Source organism: Dokdonella sp., assembly GCF_035511235.1.
GTDB lineage: Bacteria > Pseudomonadota > Gammaproteobacteria > Xanthomonadales > Rhodanobacteraceae > Dokdonella.
In genome coordinates this window covers 245,515-270,226 of record NZ_DATKFQ010000005.1, presented here as the reverse complement: position 1 = coordinate 270,226, position 24,712 = coordinate 245,515, and the positions used below count along the sequence as shown (strand labels likewise).

At 70.9% G+C, this 24,712-nt stretch carries 12 protein-coding genes; 9 read left to right on the top strand and 3 right to left on the bottom strand.

All coding sequences use genetic code 11. The features are described from left to right. Window position 1: 1 nt before the first annotated feature. Entirely contained in the window at window positions 2-2,722 is a 2,721-nt protein-coding gene (gene aceE, locus VMR06_RS03055; protein WP_325372857.1) for a pyruvate dehydrogenase (acetyl-transferring), homodimeric type, read from the bottom strand. A gap of 311 nt (window positions 2,723-3,033) precedes the next feature. On the opposite strand from aceE, the gene VMR06_RS03050 reads away from it, so the two are divergent. The 5 genes from VMR06_RS03050 (at window position 3,034) to VMR06_RS03030 (ending at window position 12,017) form a co-directional block, all read left to right on the top strand. Next, entirely contained in the window at window positions 3,034-5,082 is a 2,049-nt protein-coding gene (locus tag VMR06_RS03050) for a hypothetical protein (protein WP_325372856.1), read from the top strand. Between the two features lie 272 nt (window positions 5,083-5,354). Beyond that, window positions 5,355-5,915, top strand: coding sequence for an ECF-type sigma factor (locus VMR06_RS03045; protein ID WP_325372855.1), 561 nt, complete (start codon window positions 5,355-5,357; stop codon window positions 5,913-5,915). Beyond that, window positions 5,915-8,803: a serine/threonine-protein kinase gene (locus VMR06_RS03040; protein WP_325372853.1), complete on the top strand. Its 2,889-nt coding sequence runs from the start codon at window positions 5,915-5,917 to the stop codon at window positions 8,801-8,803. Before VMR06_RS03045 ends, VMR06_RS03040 begins: the two co-directional genes overlap by 1 nt. Window positions 8,804-8,935: 132 nt before the next feature. Further along, window positions 8,936-10,477 (top strand): choice-of-anchor Q domain-containing protein, encoded by a 1,542-nt coding sequence (locus VMR06_RS03035; protein WP_325372851.1) that lies wholly within the window; start codon window positions 8,936-8,938, stop codon window positions 10,475-10,477. A 76-nt stretch (window positions 10,478-10,553) separates the two neighbouring features. Continuing rightward, the gene (locus tag VMR06_RS03030) at window positions 10,554-12,017 is read left to right on the top strand and encodes a hypothetical protein (RefSeq protein ID WP_325372849.1); all 1,464 of its coding nucleotides are present in this window, start codon (window positions 10,554-10,556) and stop codon (window positions 12,015-12,017) included. A gap of 49 nt (window positions 12,018-12,066) precedes the next feature. Here the strand turns inward: VMR06_RS03030 and VMR06_RS03025 are convergent, their stop codons facing one another. Next, entirely contained in the window at window positions 12,067-14,361 is a 2,295-nt protein-coding gene (locus VMR06_RS03025) for an NADP-dependent malic enzyme (RefSeq protein WP_325372847.1), read from the bottom strand. A gap of 330 nt (window positions 14,362-14,691) precedes the next feature. Between VMR06_RS03025 and VMR06_RS03020 the strand changes: the two genes are divergently transcribed. From VMR06_RS03020 to VMR06_RS03010, 3 genes are read left to right on the top strand one after another with little or no spacing between them, the layout of a single operon-like run. Further along, on the top strand, window positions 14,692-15,888 hold the full coding sequence (locus VMR06_RS03020; RefSeq protein WP_325372845.1) for an MdtA/MuxA family multidrug efflux RND transporter periplasmic adaptor subunit: 1,197 nt from the start codon (window positions 14,692-14,694) through the stop codon (window positions 15,886-15,888). Further along, the gene (locus tag VMR06_RS03015) at window positions 15,885-18,989 is read left to right on the top strand and encodes an MdtB/MuxB family multidrug efflux RND transporter permease subunit (protein WP_325372843.1); all 3,105 of its coding nucleotides are present in this window, start codon (window positions 15,885-15,887) and stop codon (window positions 18,987-18,989) included. The genes VMR06_RS03020 and VMR06_RS03015 overlap by 4 nt, the downstream gene beginning before the upstream one ends. 46 nt (window positions 18,990-19,035) lie before the next feature. Then, on the top strand, window positions 19,036-22,128 hold the full coding sequence (locus VMR06_RS03010; protein WP_325372841.1) for an efflux RND transporter permease subunit: 3,093 nt from the start codon (window positions 19,036-19,038) through the stop codon (window positions 22,126-22,128). A gap of 951 nt (window positions 22,129-23,079) precedes the next feature. Here VMR06_RS03010 and sugE read toward each other — a convergent pair. Next, a complete protein-coding gene (sugE, locus tag VMR06_RS03005) occupies window positions 23,080-23,400 on the bottom strand; it encodes a quaternary ammonium compound efflux SMR transporter SugE (RefSeq protein ID WP_325372839.1) in 321 nt (106 codons plus the stop codon). A gap of 218 nt (window positions 23,401-23,618) precedes the next feature. Here sugE and dinB point away from each other — a divergent pair, with 218 nt between their 5' ends. Then, window positions 23,619-24,695, top strand: a complete 1,077-nt coding sequence (gene dinB, locus VMR06_RS03000; protein WP_325372837.1) for a DNA polymerase IV — start codon at window positions 23,619-23,621, stop codon at window positions 24,693-24,695. Window positions 24,696-24,712: the final 17 nt, after the last annotated feature.

The window sequence follows — 24,712 nt, the reverse complement described above, 5'->3', positions numbered from 1 at the left end:
TTCAGACCGTGGCCGGATTCGGCTTGTCCGGATCGAGCTTCCACTGCTTGATCGCGCGCGCGACGTCCTCCGGATTCATCCGGCCCTCGGCGGCCAGCGCGGCGATCGCGGCGTGGGCGATCCAGTAGCGGTCGACCTCGAAGAAGCCGCGCAGATGCGCGCGCGAGTCGCTGCGGCCGTAGCCGTCGGTGCCGAGCACGACGTAGCGCTTGCCGTCGGGCAGGAACGCGCGGATCTGGTCGGCATAGCCGCGCACGTAGTCGGTCGCGGCCACGACCGGGCCGGCGCGGTCGGCCAGGCATTGCGTGACCCAGGCCTGGCGCGGCGTCTGGTCCATCGGATGCAGGCGGTTCCAGCGCTCGACCTCGAAGCCGTCGCGGCGCAGCTCGTTGAAGCTCGGGCACGACCACACGTCCGAGGCCACGCCGAATTCCTTCTCGAGCAGCTCGGCCGCGGCCAGCACCTCGCGCAGGATCGTGCCGGAGCCGAGCAGCTGCACGGTCGGCACGCTGCTGGCCTTGCTCTTGCCCTTGCCGCCGCTCTTGCCGGCGCCGCCGTCCTGCAGCAGGTACATGCCCTTGATGATGCCGGCCTCGGCGCCCTGCGGCATCTCCGGATGCGCGTAGTTCTCGTTCATCACGGTGACGTAGTAGAACGCGTCCTCCTGCTCGGTCAGCATGCGCCGCACGCCGTCCTGCAGGATCACCGCGACCTCGAACGAGAACGTCGGATCGTAGCTGCGGCAGTTCGGGATCGCGCCGGCGAGCAGGTGCGAATGGCCGTCCTCGTGCTGCAGGCCCTCGCCGTTGAGCGTGGTGCGCCCGGCGGTGCCGCCGATCAGGAAGCCGCGCGCGCGCATGTCGCCGGCGGCCCAGGCCAGGTCGCCGATGCGCTGGAAGCCGAACATCGAGTAGTAGATGTAGAACGGCAGCATCGGCACGTTGCTGACCGAGTAGCTGGTCGCGGCGGCGATCCACGAGGACATCGCGCCCGGCTCGCTGATGCCCTGCTGCAGCACCTGGCCGCTCTCGTCCTCGCGGTAGTACATCAGCTGGTCGGCGTCCATCGGCTTGTACTTCTGGCCGAACGGCGCGTAGATGCCGATCTGGCGGAACATGCCCTCCATGCCGAACGTGCGCGCCTCGTCGGCGACGATCGGCACGATGCGCGGACCGATCACCTTGTCGCGCAGCAGCAGGTTGATGCCGCGCACGAAGGCCATCGTCGTGGAGATCTCGCGCTCGCCGCTGCTCTTGAGCAGCGGCTCGAACAGCGCCAGCTCCGGCGTCGCCAGCGTCTCGGACTTCGGCCGCCGCTGCGGCAGGAAGCCGCCGAGCGCCATGCGCCGCTCGATCAGGTACTGCACCTCCGGCGAGTCCTTGCCGGGGTGGTAGTACGGCACGTTCGGCAGGTCGGCGTCGGAGACCGGGATGTTGAAGCGGTCGCGGAACGCGCGGATCGCCGCGTCGTCCATCTTCTTCTGCTGGTGCGTGATGTTCTGCGACTCGCCGGCGCCGCCCATGCCGTAGCCCTTGACGGTCTTGGCCAGGATCACGGTCGGCCGGCCGGTCGTGTTGACGGCCTCGTGGTAGGCCGCGTAGACCTTGTGCGGGTCGTGGCCGCCGCGGTTGAGCCGCCAGATGTCGTCGTCGGACAGGTTGGCGACCATCTCGCGCAGCTCCGGATACTTGCCGAAGAAGTGCTCGCGCGTGTACGCGCCGCCGAAGGCCTTGCAGTTCTGGTACTCGCCGTCGACGGTCTCCATCATCAGCTTGCGCAGCGTGCCGTTCTTGTCGCGCGCCAGGAGCGGGTCCCAGTAGCTGCCCCAGATCAGCTTGAGCACGTTCCAGCCGGCGCCGCGGAACACGCCTTCGAGCTCCTGGATGATCTTGCCGTTGCCGCGGACCGGGCCGTCGAGGCGCTGCAGGTTGCAGTTGACGACGAAGATCAGGTTGTCCAGGCCCTCGCGGCCGGCCAGCGAGATCGCGCCGAGCGACTCGGGCTCGTCCGATTCGCCGTCGCCGATGAAGCACCAGACCTTGCGGTCGCTCGGCGCGATCAGGCCGCGGTGCTCGAGGTACTTCCAGAACTGCGCCTGGTAGATCGCCTGCAGCGGACCCAGGCCCATCGAGACCGTCGGTACCTGCCAGTACTCGGGCATCAGCCACGGGTGCGGATACGAGGACAGGCCCTTGCCGTGGCCGGCCACCTCCATGCGGAAGTGGTCCAGCTGCTCCTCGCTGACGCGGCCCTCGAGGAACGAGCGCGCGTAGACGCCCGGGCTGGAATGGCCCTGGTGAAAGATCAGGTCGCCCGGATGGGCCGCGCTCGGCGCGCGCCAGAAGTGGTTGAAGCCGACGTCGTAGAGCGTCGCGCTCGATGCGAAGCTGGCGATGTGGCCGCCGAGGTCGCCGGGCTTGCGGTTGGCGCGCACGACCATCGCCATCGCGTTCCAGCGGATGATCGAGCGGATCCGCCACTCCATCGCCGCGTCGCCGGGCGACTTGGCTTCCAGGTGCGCCGGGATCGTGTTGATGTACTCGGTGGTCGGGTCGAACGGCAGATGGCCGCCGGCGCGCCGGGTCTCCTCGACCATGCGCTCGAGCAGGAAGTGCGCGCGGTCGGTGCCCTCGGCCTCGATGACAGCCTTGACCGAGTCGGTCCACTCGCGGGTCTCGACCGGATCGAGGTCCTGATCGAGGATGTCCTGCAGCTGATTCATGTGCGTACCCTCCGCGGCCGCTCTCGGCGCGGCTCGATGTGCTGGATGAATGGGATCCGGGTCATTTTAGCGGCGCCGGGGCACGCCGGGGCGACCGCGCCGGCAAAATGTCGCCGTTCGCGTGCGATGCGACAGGTGTCGCTGGCTTGCGCGGCGCCACCGCACCGCCTCCGGCCACCGTGCGCCGGCGCGAGACGATGTCTGCTGGCCGTGTCGTTTCTCGTAGGGCAAGCTGGTGAGCGGCCGGGACGCGGCCGTCGATTGCCGGTCGATGGGGAGATGACATGCAGGCGTGGTCGTTGCGATGGCGCATGGCGGTGGCGGCGGTTCTGGGTGGCGCGGCGGCGAGCGCGCAGGCCGATCTGGTCGTCTATGACGACGCGCTGCGCAACGGGTTCCAGAACTGGTCCTGGGGCGAGGTCGATCTGGCCTCGACCGCGCCGGTGTACGCCGGCACGCATGCGATCGCGTTCCGCGCACATTCCTGGCAGGGGCTGTCGTTCGCGCGGCCGGACCAGCCGCTGAGCGCCGCGACCTATCGCCGGCTGCGCTTCTGGATCCGCGGCGAGGCCGGCGGCGAGCAGCTGCGCCTGGTGCTGCAGTCTGGCGGTGCTGCCGTGGTCGACACCGCGCTGGACGGCTACGTCGCCGGCGGCGCGGTCGGCGCCGGCCAGTTTCGCGAGGTCGTGGTCGCGCTGGCCGATCCGCCGCTGGCCTATACCGGCATGTTCGACCGCATCGACCTGGTCGACGCCAGCGGCAACGCAGCCGGCAATCCGCAGCGCGTGCACGTCGACGAGGTCCGCCTGCTCGAGGGCGGCACCCAGCCCGATCCGGTCTTCGCCGACGGCTTCGAAGGCAGCGGACCGCCGCCGGCCGGCGGCCTGACGATCGAGCAGGACGTTGCAATCGACGGCCTCAGCGGCGACCGCTTCGGCTGGACCGACCGTGCCGGCCTGCCGCGCTCGGCCACGCTCGCGCACAACGATGCCGGCACCACGGCCGACGGCAGCCGCGGCGGCGAGCTGCGCGAGTTCCGCTACCGGGTCGGCGCGGCGACGCGCACGCTGAGCGCGGTCGGCGGCGGTGCCGGCGGCTTCGGCTACGTGGTTTCGCATCCGACCGACGCCGCGTTCTGCACCGGCGGCGGCGATTCTTCCAGCCTCGGCCATTTCACGCCGGGCCAGTTCCAGCGCGTGTTCTCGGGCCGCCACCACGCGATCTTCCGCTTCACGCAGGCCTATCCGCGCTATTGCACGGTGACCGCGCCGGCGGCGCGCTACGACGTGCCGGTGACGATCGACTGGGTATTCGCGAACGGCCGCGACCACCCGCTGTGGTCGATCACCTGGGATCTGTCGGCGGTGCCGGTCGGCCGTCTCGCCGACGATTCGCGCGCGCCGTACGGCGAGCTGCGCATCGACGGCGCCCCCAGCGACGCCGCGCGCAGCCCGATCGCCGGTACCGGCTGGGGCGACCGCTACCGCTTCGTCAGTACGCAGGACCCGTTGACGTTCGCCAGCGGCTGGACCTGGAACCAGCCCAATACGATCCCGTACGCGAAGCTGTGGACCAGCGCGGTCGACGCGACGATGGGCATCGTGCAGAGCGAGACGATCGACCAGCAGGATGCCGGCGGCTACTGGGGCCAGGATCTGTGGATGCGCAGCAGCGCCCAGGTCAGCGGCTGTCCCGGCCAGCACCTGATGCCGTGCAACTACAACTGGCCGTTCCAGACCGTCAACTACTCGCTGCCGGGCAGCGGGCCGACCGACAGCGCGCGCATCGCCTGGGGCACCAATTTCGGCTTTCTCGGCCAGGCCCAGTACCGCATCCGCGGCAATGCCTACTACGGCGGTTCGGCCAACGGCACCGCGCTGCCGGGCGATCCGATGGCGCCGGGCTGGCCGAAGAAGAGCTATTCCACGTACATCGTGTTCGGCACGCACAGCGCCGATCCGGTCGGCGCCCAGGTCGCGCAGATCGAGACGATCCAGACGCTGACGCTGGCCGCGACGATCGGCTCGGTCGCGACCGGCGGTCCGGCCGGCATCGCCGATGCGACCGTGCAGACCTATGCGCCGGCCGGCTACGACGCGGTCTACGGTGCGCTGACCTTCGTCGCGGCGGCCAACCGCCTCGACGCGACGATCGGCGTCGGCAGCGGCACGCTGCGCGATCCGCTGCTCGTCGTGCGGCAGTGGAGCGGCGGTCTGCCGACTACGCTGCGCTTGAACGGCGCGGTGCTGGTTCGCGACCAGGACTGGCTGCCGTCGCCTCGCGCCGGCGCGCAGGAACTGTGGATCACGCTCAGGCGCGACCTGGCCGCCGGCGCGCATCGGATCGAGATCGTGCCGTAGGCCGGCACGCCGGATACGGAACGGGGCGGTGCACTGCCGCCGGCAGAGAACAGCCCGTCCCGGGAACGGACGCGGTGCAGGGAAGGGACTAGGGAGGCGGATCGCATCGGCACCGGGACGGTGCCGCGAATACCGCAGCGGCGGGGAACGCGCGGGTCACGGACGGCCCGCGCGGCCAGGGAGGCGCCGCCGTATGCGCCGCACTGCGCATTTCCCTGCGCTCGGGCTCTGGGCAATACTCGGCCACCCCTCCACGGTCCCTGCGCCGCGTCGTGTCCGCCAGCCCCAGCGAAGTCACCCAGCTCATCCAGCGCTGGCAGTCCGGCGAGGCCGGTGCGCTCGACCGCCTGCTGCCGCTGGTCTACGCCGATCTGCGCGCGATGGCGGCGCGCCTGCTCGGCCGCGAGCAGCGCCAGGCGACGCTGCAGCCGACCGCGCTGCTGCACGACGTGTTCGTGCGCATGCTCGGCGGCGGCGTCGACATCCAGGACAGCGCGCATCTGTTCAACACGGCCGGCCGGATGATGCGCAACGTGCTGGTCGACCGCGCGCGCGAGGCCGGCGCCGAGAAGCGCGGTGGCGACTGGCAGCGCGTGGAGCTGGTCGACGCGCTGCAGCTGCCGATCCCCGAGCGCACCCATCTCGGTCTGCTCGACGAGGCGATCGACGAGCTCGAGCAGATCGACGCGCGCCTGGCGCGGATCGTCGAGCTGCGCTACTTCGTCGGCCTCAGCGTCGAGGCGATCGCGCGGATCATGGACGTGGACAAGCGCACGATCTACCGGGACTGGGCGTTCGCGCGCGCCTGGCTCGGACGCCACATGCAGCGCTGATGGACGCGTCCGCGCGCGCGCACTGGCGCCGGGTCCGCGAGGCCTTCGCGGTCCTGATCGACCTGCCGGCGCCGCAGCGCGCCGCGCAACTCGCCGCGCTCGGTGCCGAGGACGCGGCGCTGGCCGCGGACCTGGCCGCACTGCTCGCGCAGGCCGAGGCGGCCGGTGGCGCGGCCGACGATCCGGAGGCCGCCGATGCCGCCGCCGCACCGGCGCCGCAGCGTGCCGGCACGGTCGTCGGCGGCCGCTTCCGCCTGCTCGGCCTGCTCGGCATCGGCGGCATGGGCGAGGTGCATCTGGCCGAGCGCACCGACGAGCTCGACCGCAAGGTCGCACTGAAGCTGGTGCGCGGCGACCTGCCGATTCCGGCCGCGCGCGCCCGCCGCGAGCAGCAGATCCTGGCGCGGCTCAGCCATCCGCACATCGCGGCCCTGGTCGACGCCGGCATCGGCGAGGCCGGCCAGCCGTGGTTCGCGATGGAATACGTCGACGGCGCGCGCATCACCGACTGGTGCGACCACCGTGCGCTCGACCTTGCGGCGCGCGCGCGGCTGTTCGCGCGGGTCTGCCGCGCGGTGCAGTTCGCGCACCGCAATCTGATCCTGCATCGCGACATCAAGCCGTCGAACATCCTCGTCGACGGCGAGGGCGAGCCGCGCCTGCTCGATTTCGGCATCGCCAAGCTGCTCGACGGCACCGACGCGCAGCAGACCCAGACGCTGGCGTTCACGCCGGCCTATGCCGCGCCCGAGCAGCTGCGCGGCGAGCCGGCGACGACCGCCAGCGACGTCTACCAGCTCGGCCTGGTGCTCTACGAGCTGGCGGCCGGCGTGCCGGCACGGCGCGCGCACGAGGTTGCGCGCGCCCGCGCCGACGCCGATACGCCGCTGCCGCGCGTCGATCAGGCATTCGGCGCATTGACCGAGCAGGCGCCCGACGGCGCCGACCGCGTCGCGCGCGAGCGCGGCCTCGGCGTCGAGCGCCTGCGCCGTTCGCTGCGCGGCGACCTCGGCCGGATCGTCGCCAAGGCGACCGCCGCCGATCCGCGCGAGCGCTACGACACCGCCCAGGCGCTGGCCGACGACCTGGAGCGCTGGGCCGACGGCCGTCCGGTCGCCGCGCACCGCGGCACGTTCGCGTACCGGCTGCGCAAGCTGATCCGCCGCCACCGCGCGGCCACCGCGATCATCGCGCTGCTCGCGCTGGGCCTGGTCGCGAGCACGCTGTTCGCGGTGCATCGCGCCGCCGAGGAGCGCGAGCAGCGGCGCCGCGCCGAGGCGGCCGGGCAGCGCGCCGACCAGCAGCGCCAGCGCGCCGAGATCCTGCTCGGCTTCATGAACGACATGTTCCGCCAGGCCGACCCGCAGAACGCCGCTGGCGCCGAGCTGACCGCGACGCAGATGCTCGAACGCGCCGCCGCCGCGCTCGAAGCGCGCACCGACCTCGACGCCGCGACCCATGCCGCCCTGCTGACCCAGGTCGCCGATACGTTCAACTCGCTGTTCCTGCCCGAACGCGCCGCCGACAGCGCGCAGCGGGCGGTGAACCTGCTCGAGCCCGAACGCGAGCGGCGTCCGGACGAGTACCTGGCGAGCGTCGGCATCCTGCTCGACGCGCTGCAGATGCTCGATCGCAGCGACGCCCAGCTGGCCCTGGTCGACCACGCGCTGCCGGTCGCGCCGCGTTCGGACCGGCAGGCTGCGATCTGGACCGCGCATCTGCTGAAGTTCCGCGGCGCGGCGCGCTGCAGCCACGGCGATTTCCGCGACTGCGAGGCCGATCTGCGCGAATCGCAGCGGCTGATCGAAAGCACGCCCGACGCGCGCGCAGCCGGCCTCGCGGTCGGGCTCAACCAGCTCGCGGTGCTGCTCAATGACGAAGGCAACGCCGCCGAGGCGGTGGATCTGCTGCGGCAAGCGCTGGTCGCGCACGATCGCGATGCCACGGCCCTGTCGGCGTCGCGCGGGACGGTGCGGCTGAACCTCGCCAACAGCCTGGCCGCGCAGGGGCATGCCGCCGAGGCGATCGCGCTGCTCGAGGAAGGCCTGGCCGAACCGCCCGGGCTGTACGGCTCGGATGCCGCCTTCGTCGAGGCCGCGCTCAAGCGCAGCCTGGCGCGCGCGCACGTGCTCGGCGGCGACTACGCACAGGCGCGCCGGCTGCTGGCGGCACCGGCCGGCGCGATGCCGGCCGACCATCCCGGACTGCCGCGTCATTTCAGTCAGGCGCACCTGGTCGCGGCGCGGATCGCACTCGATCTCGGCGATCCGGCGACGGCGCTGACCGAGGTCGAGGCCGCGCATCGCCAGGTGGCGTCCGAGAACGACGCCGGCGCCACCCTGCTGCAGCTGCGCGTGGAGATCGTGCATAGCGATGCGCTGCAGCGCAGCGGCCGCTGCGATCTCGCGCAGCCGCGCTGGCAGGCCGCGCGCCAGCGCCTGGATGCGGCGATCGGTGCCACCCCGAGCTGGCTCGGCGCCGAGATCGCCGACGGTCTGGGCCGCTGCGCGCTCGCCGCCGGCGACACCGCGCAGGCCGAGGCCGCCTTCGACGCCGCGATCGCCGGCTTCGCCGCGGCCACCGGCGAAGCCTCGCCGTGGACCGCGCGCAGCCGCATCCACCGGCTCTGGGCGCAGGCGATGGCGAGCCGCGATGCGGCGCTGCTCGGCCGGCTCGACGCGGCGCGCGACGCGCTCGCCGAGGCGCTCGGCGGCAGTGCACGGGCCCAGGTCTGGCAGACCGATCTGCTGATCGAGGCCCTGTCGGCCGAGCTGCGCGTGCCGCTCGACCGGCGCCGGGCCGAGCGTGCCGCCGAGGCGCGCGCCGCGTTCGCCGCGCTGACCGGCCGGCCGGTCGCGTTTCGCGACGGCCTGACCGGCTTCAACTGAGCGCCGCGCCGCGGCGGCGGGGGCCGCCGGCACGGCCGAAGAAAAATTTTCGCCGCGATGTCATGTTTGGTCCTGCCGACTCCGCAACGGTAGGTAAGCGATCGTCCGTTCGCGCAGAGGGGAGGTACGGTGGTGAATGATGCAAACCTGACGAGCGGTGCCGTGCGCGGCACCCGCCGGCCGCTGGCGGTCGCGCTGGCGCTCGCGCTCGGCGTGCCGGTCGGCCTGGCCGCGGCCGCCGGCCTGCCGGCGCCGCCTGCGAGCGTCCGGCCCGAGGGCGGTGTGGTCTGGCCGGTCACGCAGTGCGGCGACAGCGGTGCGGGCAGCCTGCGCGAGGCACTCGCCGGTGCTGCGCCGGACGATACGATCGACCTCAGCGCGTTGACCTGCGGCACGATCAGCCTGACCAGCGGCGCCCTCCCGGTCGTGCAGCACGGCCTGACGCTGCGCGGCCCCGGCGCCGCGGCGCTGGCCGTGGCCGGCAACGGCGCCGACCGCGTGCTGCGCCACACCGGCACCGGCACGCTGACGATCGAAGGCCTGACCGTACGCGGCGGCGCGGTCGCCGGGACCGATCCCGACGCGACGATGCGCGGCGGCTGCATCGACTCCGACGGCTCGGTGGTCCTGACCGGCGCCACGGTCCGCGAGTGCTCGGTGTCGGCGATGTCGCTGGCCAAGGGCGGCTGCATCGCCGCGGCCGGCGCGACACTGACCGACTCGCGTCTGGAATCGTGCCGTGTCGACGTCGTCAACGGCGCCAGCCATGTCGCCACCGGCGGCGCGCTGTCCACCGATGGCAGCCGCGACGTCGCGCTGGTGCGCTCGACCGTCACCGGCAACGAGGTCGCCTCGCCGCTCGGCGGTGCGCTCGGCGGCGGCGTCTACGTCGGCTACGCCGCCTACGTCAGCAGTACCGTTACGGTCAGCGACAGCACCTTCAGCGGCAACCGCGCGAGCGGCCGGCCCTACGCGGCCGGCTATGGCTATTTCACGATCGACCAGGGCATGGGCGGCGCGATCATGACGCACAACCATCTGCGCATCGAGCGCAGCACGTTGTCCGGCAACGAGGCCGGTTCCGGCGGCGCGATCGCGATGATCGGTGGCGACGTCGCCGCCGACCGCATGGTGCTGATCAACAGCACCGTGTCGGGCAATGCCGCGCAGAACACCGGCGGCGGCATCTGGTCGCTGATCGGCGGCGTGCGCCTGTCCAACAGCACGATCGCGTTCAACTCCGCCGGCTACGGCGCCGGCGGGATGCTGCCGCAGCATCCGCTGTTCCAGGGCGTCTACGATTTCCCGCCGCGCATCGAGAGTTCGATCGTCGCGGCCAACACCACCGTCTACGGCATCGCCGACATCGATACCCAGTTGCCGAAGCTGGTGATCGCCGGCTCCGGCAGTCTGATCGGCACCTCGAGCCTGGCGGTGCCGCCCGACACGCTGGCCGGCGATCCGCGTCTGCTGCCGCTTGCCGACAACGGCGGGCCGACGCTGACCCATGCGCTGGCCGCCGACAGTCCCGCGCTCGACGCCGGTCTCAATCCGGAGAACCTGGTCCACGACCAGCGTGGAGAAGGCCATGCGCGCCTCTCGGGTGCCGGCGTCGACATCGGCGCGTTCGAGCGCACGGTCGGCGACGCGATCTTCTCCGACGGTTTCGACTAGCCCCTGCAAGCCGCCGCCGTGCGCCCGTGTGGCGTACGGCTCACCCGACCGCCCTCGATTGTCCGGAGATCCTTCGATGATTCCGTTTCGCTACTCCCGCCGGCCAGTGACCGCGCCGGGGTTCGCCCGGTGGCTGCTCGCGCTGGCGCTGACCGTCGTGCCCGCCGCGGCCTATGCGGTGCCCGCGTCCGAGCGCGCGTTCCTGCTCGATTTCTACGCCGACATGCATCCGGAGTACTGGTTCGACCGCAGCAACTGGGGCGGTCCGGCCGGCACCGAGTGCACCTGGTACGGCGTGATCTGCGACGGTGCCGGCGACCATGTGCTCGGCCTGGAGATGGTCCGCAACAACGTCTGGGGCAGGCTGCCGGCCTCGCTGTCCGAGCAGACCCAGCTCAAGATCTTCCGGCTGCCGCTGAATTTCTTCGAGGGCCCGATCCCGCCGCTCGGCGCGCTGGTCAACCTGGTCGTCTTCGAGGCGACGCAGCAGGTCAACACGGCCGAGGAATACGGCCTGACCGGGCCCTTGCCGTCACTGGCCGGCATGACCCGCCTGCGCCGCTTCAACGTCAACCACAACCGGCTCGAAGGCGCGATCCCGCCGTTCCCGGCCGAGAACGGACCGGTCGCGCTCGAGGAATACGTAGTCGCGGCGAACCTCCTCGGCGGCGCCGTGCCGGCATTCGACGGCATGCCGAAGCTGGCGATGATCGACCTCAGCTTCAACGCGTTCTCCGGCGCGCTGCCGCCGCTGGCGCATCTGGCCGACCTGACGTTCTTCGGCGCCAATGCCAACCAGCTCAGCGGGCCGCTGCCGCCGATCGCCGGACTGTCGCGCCTCGTGCAGTTCTACGCACGCAACAACCAGTTCGACCGCATTCCGTCCTCGTTCGCGGATCTGCCGGCGCTGGAGATCTACGACGTCGCATCCAACCGCCTGGAGGGCCAGATCCCCGCACTCGATCAGACGCCGCGTCTGCGCGTGCTCTACGTCAACGACAACGCGCTCAGCGGCGCGCTGCCGACATTCGCTGCGACGCCGGAGATGACCCACTTCGATGCGTCGAACAACCGCCTCAACGGCGCACTGCCGCCGATCACCGGGCTGGCCTCGATGGGCACGTTCCACGCCGCGAGGAACCAGCTGACCGGCGGCATCCCGTCGCTGGCCGACCTGCCGATGATGAACAGCTTCGACGTCTCGCATAACCGGCTCGGCGGCCCGATCCCGGTGTTGAACGGCATGCCGCGCCTGGGCTGGTTCCGGGTCAACGACAATCACCTGACCGGCACCGCGCCGCGCGTGGCGACCCTGCACATGCTGCTCGGCTACAACGTCTCGAACAACCGTCTGACCGGACCGGCGCCGGCGATCGTGCCGGGCGGCATTCGTCCCGAAGCGACGGCGCTGTGTCCGAACCACCTCGATCCGGAGCCTTCCGCGCAGTGGGATCAGGCGACCGGCGAGACGCCGTGGTATCAGGCCTGCACCGCGTTTCCGGACGTGATCTGGGCCGGCGGATTCGAGCCCGCTCCGTAACCGTCCCGAGCCCCGGCAGCTCGCCGCCGGGGCTTGGTCGTGCGCGGCGTCAGGCGCCGGCCGCCTGCGCCTTGCGGATCTGCGACTCGACGCTGGCGATCGCGGTCATGTTGACGACGCGGCGCACCGTCGCCGACGGCGTGATGATGTGCGCCGGCTGCGACAGGCCCATCAGCATCGGGCCGATCACGACGCCGTCGGTCAGCACGCGCGTCATGTTGTAGCTGATGTTGGCCGCGTCCATGTTCGGGAACACGAACAGGTTCGCACGGCCGTGCAGCCGCGAGTTCGGGAAGATCCGCTCGCGGATCTCCTCGCTGAGCGCGGTGTCGGCGTGCATCTCGCCCTCGACCTCCAGGTCCGGCGCGCGCGCGCGGATCAGACCCAGCGCCTGGCGCATCTTGGCCGCGACCGGATCCTCGTGGCTGCCGAAGTTCGAATGCGAGAGCAGGGCGACCTTCGGCGTCACGCCGAACATGCCGAGCCGCTTGGCGGCCTGGATCGTCGCCTCGGCGATCTGCTCGGCAGTCGGGTCGAGCTTGACGTGGGTGTCGACGTAGAAGAACGCGCCCTTGGCGTTGACCACGCCGGTCATCGCCGCCGGCGCGCAGACGCCCTCGTCGAGCGGGATGATGTCCTGGATGTAGCGCAGCTTCTTGTGGTAGCGGCCGACGATGCCGGTGATCATCGCGTCGGCCTCGCCGCGCGCGACCATCAGCGCGGCGATCACGGTCGGCCGCGAACGGACCACGGCCTTGGCGCTGTCGGGCGTGACGCCGCGGCGCTGCAGCAGCTCGTGATAGTGCGTCCAGTAGTCGCGAAAGCGCGGATCGCTCTCGATGTTGCAGATCTCGAAGTCGATGCCGGGGCGGATGCGCAGATGCAGGCGCTGGATGCGCGCCTCGATGACCGCCGGACGGCCGATCAGGATCGGCCGCGCCATGCGCTCGTCGGCGATGTGCTGCAGCGCGCGCAGCACGACTTCTTCTTCGCCCTCGGCATAGACGATGCGCTGCGGATCGGCGCGCGCGCGGTCGAACAGCGGCCGCATGATCAGGCCGGTGCGGAACACGAACGCGTTAAGCTCGGTGCGGTAGGCCTCCAGCGATTCGAGCGGGCGCGTGGCCACGCCCGATTCCATCGCCGCCTGCGCGACCGCCGGCGCCAGCTGGGTCAGCAGGCGCGGGTCGAACGGCTGCGGGATCAGATAGTCCGGTCCGAACTCCGGCATCTCGCCGCCGTAGGCGCGCGCGGCGACGTCGGACATCTCGCGCTCGGCCAGATCGGCGATCGCGTGCACGCAGGCGACCTTCATCGCCTCGTTGATCGTGGTCGCGCCGACGTCGAGCGCGCCGCGGAAGATGTACGGAAAGCACAGCGCGTTGTTGACCTGGTTCGGATAGTCCGAACGTCCGGTCGCGATGATCGCGTCGGGGCTGGCCTCGCGGACCAGTTCGGGCAGGATCTCCGGCGTGGGATTGGCCAGCGCCAGGATGATCGGCCGCGGCGCCATGCGCCGCACCATCGCCTGGCTCAGCACGCCGGGCGCCGACAGGCCGAGGAACACGTCGGCACCGTCGATGATCTCCTCGAGACTGCGCGCGGCGGTGTCGCGCGCATAGCGCGCCTTGTTCGCGTCCATCTCCTCGGCACGGCCGGCATAGACCACGCCGAGCCGGTCGACCACCTGGATGTGCTCGGGCCTGACGCCGAGGCTGACCAGCATGTCCAGGCAGGCGATGCCGGCCGCGCCGGCGCCGGTATGGACCAGGCGGATGTCGCCGATCGCCTTGCCGACGACCTTGAGCGCGTTGACGATCGCGGCGCCGACGATGATCGCGGTGCCGTGCTGGTCGTCGTGGAAGACCGGAATCTTCATGCGCTCGCGCAGCTTGCGCTCGACCTCGAAGCACTCCGGCGCCTTGATGTCCTCCAGGTTGATGCCGCCGAAGCTCGGCTCGAGGCTGGCGATGATGTCGACCAGCTTGTCCGGATCGCACTCGTCGATCTCGATATCGAACACGTCGATGCCGGCGAACTTCTGGAACAGCATGCCCTTGCCTTCCATCACCGGCTTGGCCGCCAGCGGGCCGATGTTGCCGAGGCCGAGCACGGCGGTGCCGTTGGTGATGACGGCGACCAGGTTGCCGCGCGCGGTCAGCGTAGCGACCTCGGCCGGATCGCGGACGATCTCCTCGCAGGCGGCGGCGACGCCGGGCGAATAGGCCAGCGACAGTTCGCGCTGGGTGACGACGGGCTTGGTCGGCGTGACCTTGATCTTGCCGGCCGGCGCCTTGCGGTGGTACTCGAGCGCGGCCTTCTTCAGCTCTTCGGCATGGGACATGAGGCAATGACGGATTGACGCACCGGAACGGCCGGTGCTCGGGGGTTCCTCGACCGGATCGGACTATACACCGTCGCCGTGTCGCGCCTGGCCGCCGCATGCCGTGCGAGCGTATCGGCACCGCCGTTGGCAAGTGCCGAAAGAGAAGGAACTTTGGCGCCGGTGCCCGGACTAAAATCCGTTCGGTCGTCCGCGCGCGCGGTCCTCGAGCGCGTCCGGAACCCTCCGAGCGAGCCAGTGACGGCGCCCGTACGCGCTGCCGGCACAGCCATCCCGTCGTCGTCCGTTTCACGCCAATGCCCCGCGCCGATCCGCGGGACAGGAGTTGCCATGACCGTCCATCCGCCGTCCCGTTCCCGCCTGCGACCGTTCGCCGGTCTGTTCCTGGTGGCGATCCTGCTGGCCGGCGGCTTCTTCGCGTGGCGTCATTTCGTCGGTGCCGGGGCGGCGCCGCCGCCGACGCGCGGCGGCTGGCGCGACGGCACCCAGGTGGTGCCGGTGCGCGTCGCGATCGCGCAGCGCGAGGACCTGGTGCTGCGCCTCAAGGCGCTCGGCACGGTGACGCCGCTCAATACGGTGACCGTGCGCAGCCGCGTCGAGGGCGAGCTGATCCGCGTCGCGTTCGAGGAGGGCCAGCAGGTGGCCGCCGGCGATCTGCTCGCCGAGATCGACCCGCGCCCGTTCCAGGTCCAGCTCGCGCAGGCACAGGGTACGCAGCAGCAGAACCTGGCCGAGCTCGCCAATGCGCAGTCGGACCTCGCGCGCTATCGCGAGCTGCAGAGCAAGGGCTACGTGTCCGGCCAGCAGCTCGGCACCCAGGAAGCCCTGGTCCGCCAGTACGAGGCGCGCCGCCAGACCGATCAGGCGGCGGTCGACGACGCGCGGCTGCAGCTGACCTATACGCGCATCGTCGCGCCGATCGGCGGCCGCATCGGCCTGCGCGGCGTCGATGTCGGCAATCTCGTGCGCAGCGGCGACAGCGACGGCATCGCGACGATCACGCAGATGGCGCCGATCAGCGTGCTGTTCACGATTCCCGAGACCGAGCTGCCGGACGTGCTGGAGGCGGTGCGCGCGCAGCGCACGCTGACCGTCGAGGCCTGGGACCGCGAGGAGCGCCGGCAGCTGGCGACCGGCACGCTGACCAGCCTCGACAACCGCATCGACACGGCCACCGGCACGCTGCGCCTGCGCGCCGGCTTCGACAATGCCGACGAGAGCCTGTATCCGAACCAGTTCGTCAACGTGCGCTTGCAGGTGTCGAGCACCGACTCGATCGTGATCCCGAACGCGGCCGTGCAGTTCGGCGCCAAGGGCAATTTCGTCTACGTCGTCGGCGACGACAACACGATCAGCGTGCGGCCGCTCAAGCTCGGTGCGGCCGACGGCGAACGCGTGGCCGTGCTCGACGGCATCGCCGCCGGCGAGCGCGTCGTGCTCGAGGGTCTGGATCGCCTGCGCGAGGGCGCCAAGGTCGAAATCGTACCGGACGCGCCCGCGGCCGAGGCGCCGGCGAAGCGCTCGTGAACCTGTCGCGCCCGTTCATCCTGCGGCCGGTGGCGACCACGCTGCTGATGGTCGCGCTGCTGCTGTCGGGCCTGCTCGCGTACCGCCTGCTGCCGGTGGCCGCGCTGCCGCAGGTCGACTACCCGATCATCCAGGTGCTGACGCTGTATCCGGGCGCCAGCCCGACCGTGACCACGCGCGCGATCACCGCCCCGCTGGAACGGCGGCTCGGCCAGATCCCGGGCCTCAAGCAGATGTCCTCGACCAGCTCGGGCGGCGCCTCGGTGATCACGCTGCAGTTCACGCTCGAGGTCTCGCTGGCGGTCGCCGAACAGGAGGTGCAGGCGGCGATCAACGCAGCCAGCTCGTTCCTGCCCGACGACCTGCCGATCCCGCCGGTGTACCGCAAGGTCAATCCGGCCGACACGCCGATCCTGACCCTGGCCGTCACCTCGTCGGCGATGGCGCTGCCGGCGGTCTACGATCTGGTCGATACGCGCATGGCGCAGCGCCTCTCGCAGCTGCCCGGCGTCGGCCTGGTCAGCCTGGCCGGCGGCCAGCGGCCGGCGGTGCGCGTGCAGGTCAATCCGGTCGCGCTGGCCGCGGCCGGGCTGTCGGTCGCCGACATCCGCAGCGCGATCGGCGCGGCCAACGTCAATACGCCCAAGGGCAGCTTCGACGGCCCGACGCGCGCGATCATGCTCGACGCCAACGACCAGATGCGCTCGGTCGAGGAATACCGCCAGCTGATCCTGGCCTATCGCGACGGCGCGCCGCTGCGCCTGGGCGACGTCGCGACCGTCGAGGACGGCGCCGAGAACCGCCATCTGGCCGCCTGGTCCGGTCCGGTGCCGGCGATCCTGGTCAACATCCAGCGCCAGCCCGGCGCCAACGTGATCGAGGTGGTCGACCGCGTGCGCGCGCTGCTGCCGCAGCTGTCGGCGGCGCTGCCGGCCGGCATCGACGTGGCCGTGCTGAGCGACCGCACCGAGTCGATCCGTTCCTCGATCCGCGGCGTGCAGCACGAGCTGATGCTCGCGATCGGCCTGGTCGTGATGGTCACGTTCGTGTTCCTGCGCAACGTGCCGGCCACGATCATCCCGAGCATCGCCGTGCCGCTGTCGCTGATCGGCACGTTCGGCGTGATGCTGCTGGCCGGGTTCTCGCTGAACAACCTGACGCTGATGGCGCTGACGATCGCCACCGGCTTCGTCGTCGACGACGCGATCGTCATGCTCGAGAACATCGCCCGCCATCTGGAGCGCGGCGCGCGGCCGCTGCAGGCGGCGCTGGAGGGCGCGCGCCAGATCGGCTTCACGCTGATCTCGCTGACGCTGTCGCTGATCGCGGTGCTGATCCCGCTGCTGTTCATGGCCGACGTGGTCGGCCGGCTGTTCCACGAGTTCGCGATCACGCTGGCGGTGGCGATCGGCATCTCGCTGATCGTGTCGCTGACGCTGACGCCGATGATGTGCGCGCTGTTCCTGCGCCACGGCCATCCGACGCGCCGCGAGGGCGAGAATGCCGGTGCACGGCACCGCCACGGCGACGCGTTCGACCGCCTGATCGACGCCTACGACCGCGCGCTGCACTGGGTGCTGGCGCGCCAGCCGCTGATGCTGGTCGCGACGCTGGCGACGCTGGCGCTGACGGCGGCGCTGTACCTGGCCGTACCCAAGGGCTTCTTCCCGATCCAGGACGCCGGGCTGATCCAGGGCATCAGCGAAGCGCCGCAGTCGGTGTCGTTCGCGGCGATGTCCGAGCGCCAGCAGGCGCTGGCCGACGAGATCCTGAAGGATCCCGACGTCGCCAGCCTGTCCTCGTTCATCGGCGTCGACGGCAGCAATGCCACGCTCAACACCGGCCGGCTGCTGATCGAGCTCAAGCCGCACGGTGAGCGCAGCGCCGGCGCGCTCGCCGTCATCGAGCGCCTGCGCCAGCGCGTCGCGCGCGTGCCCGGCATCGCGCTGTACCTGCAGCCGGTGCAGGAGCTCAGCATCGAGGACCGGATCAGCCGCACCCAGTACCAGTTCAGCCTGACCAGCCCGGACTTCGCCGAGCTGGCCGCGTGGACGCCGCGTCTGCTCGAGCGGCTGCAGCGTGCCGGCCCGCTCGCCGACGTGGCCAGCGACCTGCAGGACCAGGGCCTGCAGGCCTACGTCGCGATCGACCGCGACGCCGCCGCCCGGCTCGGCGTATCGGTATCGGCGATCGCCGATGCGCTCTACGACGCGTTCGGCCAGCGCCAGATCTCGACGATCTTCACGCAGGCCAACCAGTACCGCGTCGTGCTCGAGGCGCGCCAGGACTTCCAGTTCGGTCCGGAGGCGATCGAACGGATCCGCGTCGCCGCCGGCGACGGCGGGCAGGTGCCGCTGTCGGGCATCGCGCGCATCGAGGAACGGCCCTCGGCGCTGCTGGTCAACCACATCGGCCAGTTCCCGGCGGTGACGGTCTCGTTCAATCTCGCGCCCGGCGCCTCGCTCGGCGAGGCGGTCGCGGCGATCGAGCAGGCGCAGCGCGAGCTGGCGATGCCGGCCAGCGTCGAGCTGCGCCTGCAGGGCGCGGCCGATGCGTTCCGCAACTCGCTGTCGAGCACGCTGTGGCTGATCCTGGCCGCGGTGCTGGTCATGTACATCGTGCTCGGCGTGCTCTACGAGAGCTACATCCATCCGGTCACGATCCTCTCGACGCTGCCGTCGGCGACGGTCGGCGCGCTGCTGGCGCTGCTGATCAGCGGGCAGAGCCTGGACCTGATCGCGGTGATCGGCATCGTGCTGCTGATCGGCCTGGTCAAGAAGAACGCGATCATGATGATCGACTTCGCGCTCGAGGCCGAGCGCGAGCAGGGCCTGTCGCCGCGCCAGGCGATCCACCAGGCCGCGCTGCTGCGCTTCCGGCCGATCCTGATGACGACGCTGGCCGCGCTGTTCGGCGCGGTGCCGCTGATGTTCGCGACCGGCTCGGGCGCCGAGCTGCGCGCGCCGCTCGGCCTGGTCATGGTCGGCGGCCTGATCGCGAGCCAGATCCTGACGCTGTTCACGACGCCGGTCATCTATCTGTTCTTCGACCGCCTGCGGCGGCGGCCGCGCGCGGCCGCCGCCGGCGCCGAGCCGGCATGAGCGCGCCGGCGCACGCGCGCGCTGCCGTATCCGCGGAGACTGCCCGGTGAACCTGTCGCAGCTGTTCATCGAGCGCCCGGTCGCCACGGTGCTGTGCGCACTGGCGGTGGTGCTGGCCGGCCTGCTGGCGCTGCGCCAGCTGCCGGTCGCGCCGCTGCCGCAGGTGGACTATCCGACGATCAACGTCACCGCCAGCCTGCCCGGCGCGAGCCCCGAATCGATGGCGGCGACGGTCGCCACGCCGCTCGAGCGCGCGCTCGGCACGATCCCCGGCATCATCAGGATCGAGTCGAGCAGTTCGCAGGGCTCGACCAACGTCGAGCTGCGCTTCGATCTCGGCCGCAACATCGACGACGCCGCGCGCGACGTGCAGGCCGCGATCAACGCCGCCCGCGCGCAGCTGCCGAGCGGCATGCCGGGCATGCCGCAGTACCGCAAGGTCAACCCGTCGCAGGCGCCGATCATGGCGCTGGCGCTGACGTCCTCGACGCTGTCGCCGGGCGAGGTCTACGACGCGGCCTCGACGATCATCGCGCAGAAGCTGGCGCAGATCCCCGGCGTCGGCGAGGTCCAGGTCGGCGGCAGCTCGCTGCCGGCGGTGCGCGTCTCGCTCGACCCGAACGCGCTGAACCAGTACGGCATCGCACTGGATGAAGTGGCCGCGGCGATTCGCCAGGCCAACGCGCTCAAGCCGCTCGGCACGGTCGCGACCGACGCGCGCAGCTGGCAGATCGAGGCCAGCCTGCAGCTGCGCACGGCCGCGGAATACCGGCCGCTGATCGTCGCCTGGCGCGACGGCCGGCCGGTGCGGCTGGCCGACGTCGCCAGCATCGCCGAGGGCGTCGAGGACCGCTACGCCTCGGGTTTCCACAACGATCGCGACGCGGTCCTGATCATCATCAGCCGGCAGCCCGATGCCAACATCATCGAGACCGTCGACGCGATCCAGGGCCAGATGGAGAACCTGCGCGCATTGCTGCCGGCCGGCGTCGACATGACCGTCGCGATGGACCGCTCGCCGGTGATCCGCGCGACGCTGCGCGAGGCGCAGACCACGCTGGCGCTGGCGATCGCGCTGGTCGTGCTGGTCGTGCTCGCGTTCCTCGGCAATCTGCGCGCCGGCCTGCTGCCGTCGCTGGCGATTCCGGTGTCGCTGTTCGGCGCGCTGGCGATCATCTGGTTGTGCGGCTTCTCGCTCAACAATCTGTCGCTGATGGCGCTGATCGTCGCCGCCGTGCTCGTCGTCGACGATGCGATCGTCGTGCTCGAGAACATCTCGCGCCACATCGAGGACGGCGCCACGCCGCTGGCCGCCGCGCTGCGCGGCGCCGGCGAGGTCGGCACCACGCTGCTGTCGATGAACATCGCGCTGGCGGTGGTGTTCGTGTCGATCCTGTTCCTCGACGACTTCGTCGAGCGGCTGTTCCGCGAGTTCTCGATCACGCTGGTCGCGGCGATGGGCGTCTCGCTGCTGGTCTCGCTGAGCCTGACGCCGGCGCTCTGTGCGCGGCTGCTGCGCGCCCGCGGCGACGCACGCCCGAACGCGCTGCAGCGGATCGGCGGCGGCCTGATCGAGCGCCTGCGCGACGGCTACGCGCACACGCTGGACACCGCGCTGTCGCATCTGCCGGTCGTGCTCGGCGTACTGGTCGCGGTGATCGCGCTGAACGTCTGGCTGTTCGACCACGTGCCCAAGGGCATCATGCCGCGCCAGGACACCGGCCAGATGCGCGGCTTCGCGCGCGGCGATGACGGCCTGTCGTTCCAGGCGATGCAGCCGAAGATCGCCGCCTACCGCGAGCTGCTGCTGCGCGATCCGGCGATCGAGGACATCATCGGCTACGTCGGCGGCCGCTCCGGCGTCAACAACGCCTTCATCATGATCAAGGTCAAGCCGCTGGCCGAGCGCAAGCTGTCCAGCGACGCGATCATCGCGCGGCTGCGCGAGCAGATGCCGAAGATTCCCGGCGGCATGATGTGGCTGTGGGTCGACCAGGACATCCGCATCGAGGGCGGTTCCAGCGACGGCCAGTACGAGTTCGAGCTGCTCTCCGACGACCTCGCCGCGCTGCGCGAATGGACGCCGCGCGTCAGCCAGCGCCTGTCGGCGCTGCCGGAACTCGCCGACGTCGAGTCCAGCGGCGACGAGGGCATGCGCCAGGTCGTGCTCGACATCGACCGCGAGGCCGCGGCCCGGCTCGGCGTGGACATGCGCACGATCGCCTCGGTGCTCAACAACTCCTTCAGCCAGCGCCAGGTCGCCACGCTCTACGACAGCCTCAACCAGTACCGGGTCGTCATGGAGCTCGACCCCAAGTACACACAGAGCCCCGACACGCTCGAGCGCATCCACGCGATCGCCGCCGACGGCCGCCGCGTGCCGCTGTCTGCGTTCGCGAGCTATCGCTACGGCATGGCGCCCGACCGCGTGCAGCACCGCAACCAGTTCGCCGCCGCGCGCGTCAGCTTCGCGCTCGCGCCCGGCGTGACGCTGGGCCAGGGCGTGGAGGCGATCGAGCGCGCGATGGCCGACATCCTGCTGCCGACCGAGGTCCGCGGCGCGCTGGCCGGCGAGGCCGGCAGTTTCGGCCAGATGCGCGAGCGCCAGTTGTGGCTGATCCTCGGTGCGATGATCGCGGTGTATCTGGTGCTCGGCATCCTCTACGAGAGCACGATCCAGCCGCTGGCGATCCTCTCGACGCTGCCATCCGCCGGCGTCGGCGCGCTGCTGGCGCTGTACGCCTCCGGCGGCGAGCTCAACCTGATCGCGCTGCTCGGCCTGTTCCTGCTGGTCGGCATCGTCATGAAGAACACGATCCTGATGATCGACTTCGCGCTCGCCGCCGAACGCCGCGACGGCCTGACGCCGCGCGAGGCGATCCTCGCCGCCGCGCGGCTGCGCTTCCGGCCGATCCTGATGACCAGCATCGCGGCCCTGCTCGGCACGCTGCCGCTGATGCTCGCGGCCGGCGAAGGCTGGGAGATGCGCCGGCCGCTCGGCGTGGCGATCGTCGGCGGTCTGCTGGTCAGTCAGTTGCTGACCTTGTATACGACGCCGGCGATCTATCTGGGGCTGGCGCGGCTGCGCGGGCGGTTTTCGCGGGTGCGCGGGGTGGGGGTTGCGCACGGGGGAGGTTGAGGTTTTTTCTGCTCGCCTGCGGGCGGGCGGGTCACTTCTCTTTGCGTGGTCATGTGCCGCAGGAGCGGCGCGAACGGCAGCTGGTTTGATGTTTGGGGGGGGGGTGCTTCGTAGGCGGGCGGCATCCCTGCCTGTTTTCCGCTCGCCTCCAGGCGAGCGGGTCACTTTCTCTTGCGTGCCCAAGAGAAAGTAACCAAAGAGAAGGGCACCCCACAGACGTGCCCTCCGGGCATCCTGCCCTGCGGGTCCGTGGGCCGGGGCCGAGGTTCGTCGACAGCACCTCCTGTGCTGACGACGAACGCGCGGGCCTCCCTGCCCGCGCCCCTGCGGGCTTTTCGGCCCCGACCCACCACGTCTGACGGGACCCTTCAGCGCGCTTCCTGCGCGCAGAAGATCAAGCAACAGCAAAAGCGGTGTTCGATGCGCCCGCGTCTTTGCTCTTTCGTCGCCGCTTTCAATTCAAGTTTCGCTTTCATATGCACTCACTCATTGTTGCGGCCGTCGCTTTTCCGCTTCTCGCTCCTGCACTTGCTTGAGCGCGCAGGACGCGCGCCCACGGTGCCCCTGTGCCGCGGCGAAGGTGCGTAGGGAAAAGCCCGAAGGGTGGGCCACAGGACGTGGCCCAGTCTGCTGTCAGCGCAGGATGCGCTGTCAGCAGACCTCCGGAGCACCTTCGCGAAGTCGCAGGGCAGGATGCCCGGAGACCGCGGCACCGGGGTGCCCTTTCTCTTGGTTACTTCTCTTTGGGCACGCAAAGAGAAGTAACCCGCTCGCGGGAGCGAGCGGAAAACAGGCAGGGATGCCGACCGCCTACGAAGCACGAAACCCATCCAGTTTGTTCGCATGCGAGTGCACTCGCTCACTCGAAGGCAAGCGAAAGAAGCAACGATTCCGCCCACCCACGAAGCAAACCTAGCAGCCTCTCGGTCCACAGAGAGAAGCCAGATCGAATCAGGCCGAAGACGACACCTTCATCAACACCAGCCCCGCCACGATCAAGCACGCCGCAACCACCCGCAACGGTGAAGCCGCCTCCCCGAGCACGACGATGCCGACTACGAACGCGCCGACCGCGCCGATGCCGGTCCAGATCGTGTAGGCGGTGCCGAGCGGCAGCGTGCGCATCGCCAGCGCGAGCAGGCCGAAGCTGCCGATCATCGCGGTCAGCGTGATCAGGGAAGGTGTGAGGCGAGTGAAGCCGGCCGATTGCTTGAGCGCGTAGGCCCAGACGATTTCGAGCGCGCCGGCGGCGAGCAGCAACAACCAGGACATGAAGAACCTCCCGATGGCAGCCGGGTCGTCCCGGCGATGCGTCCCGAAGCGGGGGAGGTCGTCCTCGCCGCTTCGGGTTGGGGACGGTCGATCGGCATTTCAATCCGCGTGAAGTCGATCCGGCGGCGGCGTTGTGGCCGCTTCGATCCAGGGCCCGACGCGGCGCGCTCGCGCCGTGTCGGCGACACGCGACGCCGCGGCCGGCGGTAGCATGCGCCATGGCCGCGCCGCGCAAGATCATCCACGTCGACATGGACGCGTTCTACGCCTCGGTCGAGCAGCGCGACGACCCGTCGCTGCGCGGCCGGCCGGTCGTCGTCGCCTGGCGCGGCGCGCGATCGGTGGTCTGCGCGGCCTCGTACGAGGCGCGCCGCTACGGCGTGCGCTCGGCGATGCCGGCGCTGCGCGCCGAGCGATTGTGTCCGCAGGCGGTGTTCGTGCCGCCGGACTTCACGCGCTACCGCGCGGTGTCGCGCCAGGTCCGCGAGATCTTCCAGCGCCATGCCGATGCGGTGGAGCCGCTGTCGCTCGACGAGGCGTATCTGGACGTCACGCGACCGCGCAGCGGTCTGCCGAGCGCGACCGCGGTGGCCGAGCGGATCCGCGCCGAGATCCGCGAGGAGACCGCGCTGACCGCGTCGGCCGGCGTGGCGCCGAACAAGTTCCTGGCCAAGATCGCCTCGGACGTGCGCAAGCCCGACGGTCTGTTCGTGATCCGGCCGCACCAGGTGCTCGATTTCCTGACGCCGCTGCCGGTCGAGCGCATCCCCGGCGTCGGCAAGGTCATGCAGGGCAAGCTCGCCGCGCTCGGCATCGTCACCGTCGGCGATCTGCGTGCGCTCGACGTCGCCGAGCTCGACCGGCGCTTCGGCCGCTTCGGCCGCCGCCTGCACGAGCGCGCGCACGGCATCGACGAGCGGCCGGTCGATCCGCACCAGCCGGTGCAGTCGATCTCCTCGGAAGACACGTTCTCCGAAGACCTCGTGCTCGGCGAGCTCGAGCCGGCGATTCGGCAACTGGCCGAGAAGACCTGGGCCGCGACGCGCCGCACGGCGCGGATCGCGCACACGGTGGTGCTCAAGCTCAAGACCGCGCAGTTCAGGATCCTCACGCGCAGCCACACGCTGGAGGCCGCGCCGCGCAGCGCCGAGCAGGTGCAGACGCTGGCACTGGCGCTGCGCGAGCGCGTCGACCTGCCGGCCGCGACGCGCTATCGCCTGGTCGGTGTGGGGCTGTCGGGCTTTCGCGATCCGGAAGAAGACGGGCAGGGCTCGCTGTTCGATGTCGTCGATTGAGCGCGGCCGCGCGCGCA

What these genes read in the sequence shown, in the direction of transcription:
- aceE (WP_325372857.1), bottom strand. Translation starts at nt 2,722, where the DNA reads ATGAATCAGCTGCAGGACATCCTCGATCAGGACCTCGATCCGGTCGAG.
- VMR06_RS03050 (WP_325372856.1), top strand. Translation starts at nt 3,034, where the DNA reads ATGGCGGTGGCGGCGGTTCTGGGTGGCGCGGCGGCGAGCGCGCAGGCC.
- VMR06_RS03040 (WP_325372853.1), top strand. Translation starts at nt 5,915, where the DNA reads ATGGACGCGTCCGCGCGCGCGCACTGGCGCCGGGTCCGCGAGGCCTTC.
- VMR06_RS03030 (WP_325372849.1), top strand. Translation starts at nt 10,554, where the DNA reads ATGATTCCGTTTCGCTACTCCCGCCGGCCAGTGACCGCGCCGGGGTTC.
- VMR06_RS03025 (WP_325372847.1), bottom strand. Translation starts at nt 14,361, where the DNA reads ATGTCCCATGCCGAAGAGCTGAAGAAGGCCGCGCTCGAGTACCACCGC.
- VMR06_RS03020 (WP_325372845.1), top strand. Translation starts at nt 14,692, where the DNA reads ATGACCGTCCATCCGCCGTCCCGTTCCCGCCTGCGACCGTTCGCCGGT.
- sugE (WP_325372839.1), bottom strand. Translation starts at nt 23,400, where the DNA reads ATGTCCTGGTTGTTGCTGCTCGCCGCCGGCGCGCTCGAAATCGTCTGG.
- dinB (WP_325372837.1), top strand. Translation starts at nt 23,619, where the DNA reads ATGGCCGCGCCGCGCAAGATCATCCACGTCGACATGGACGCGTTCTAC.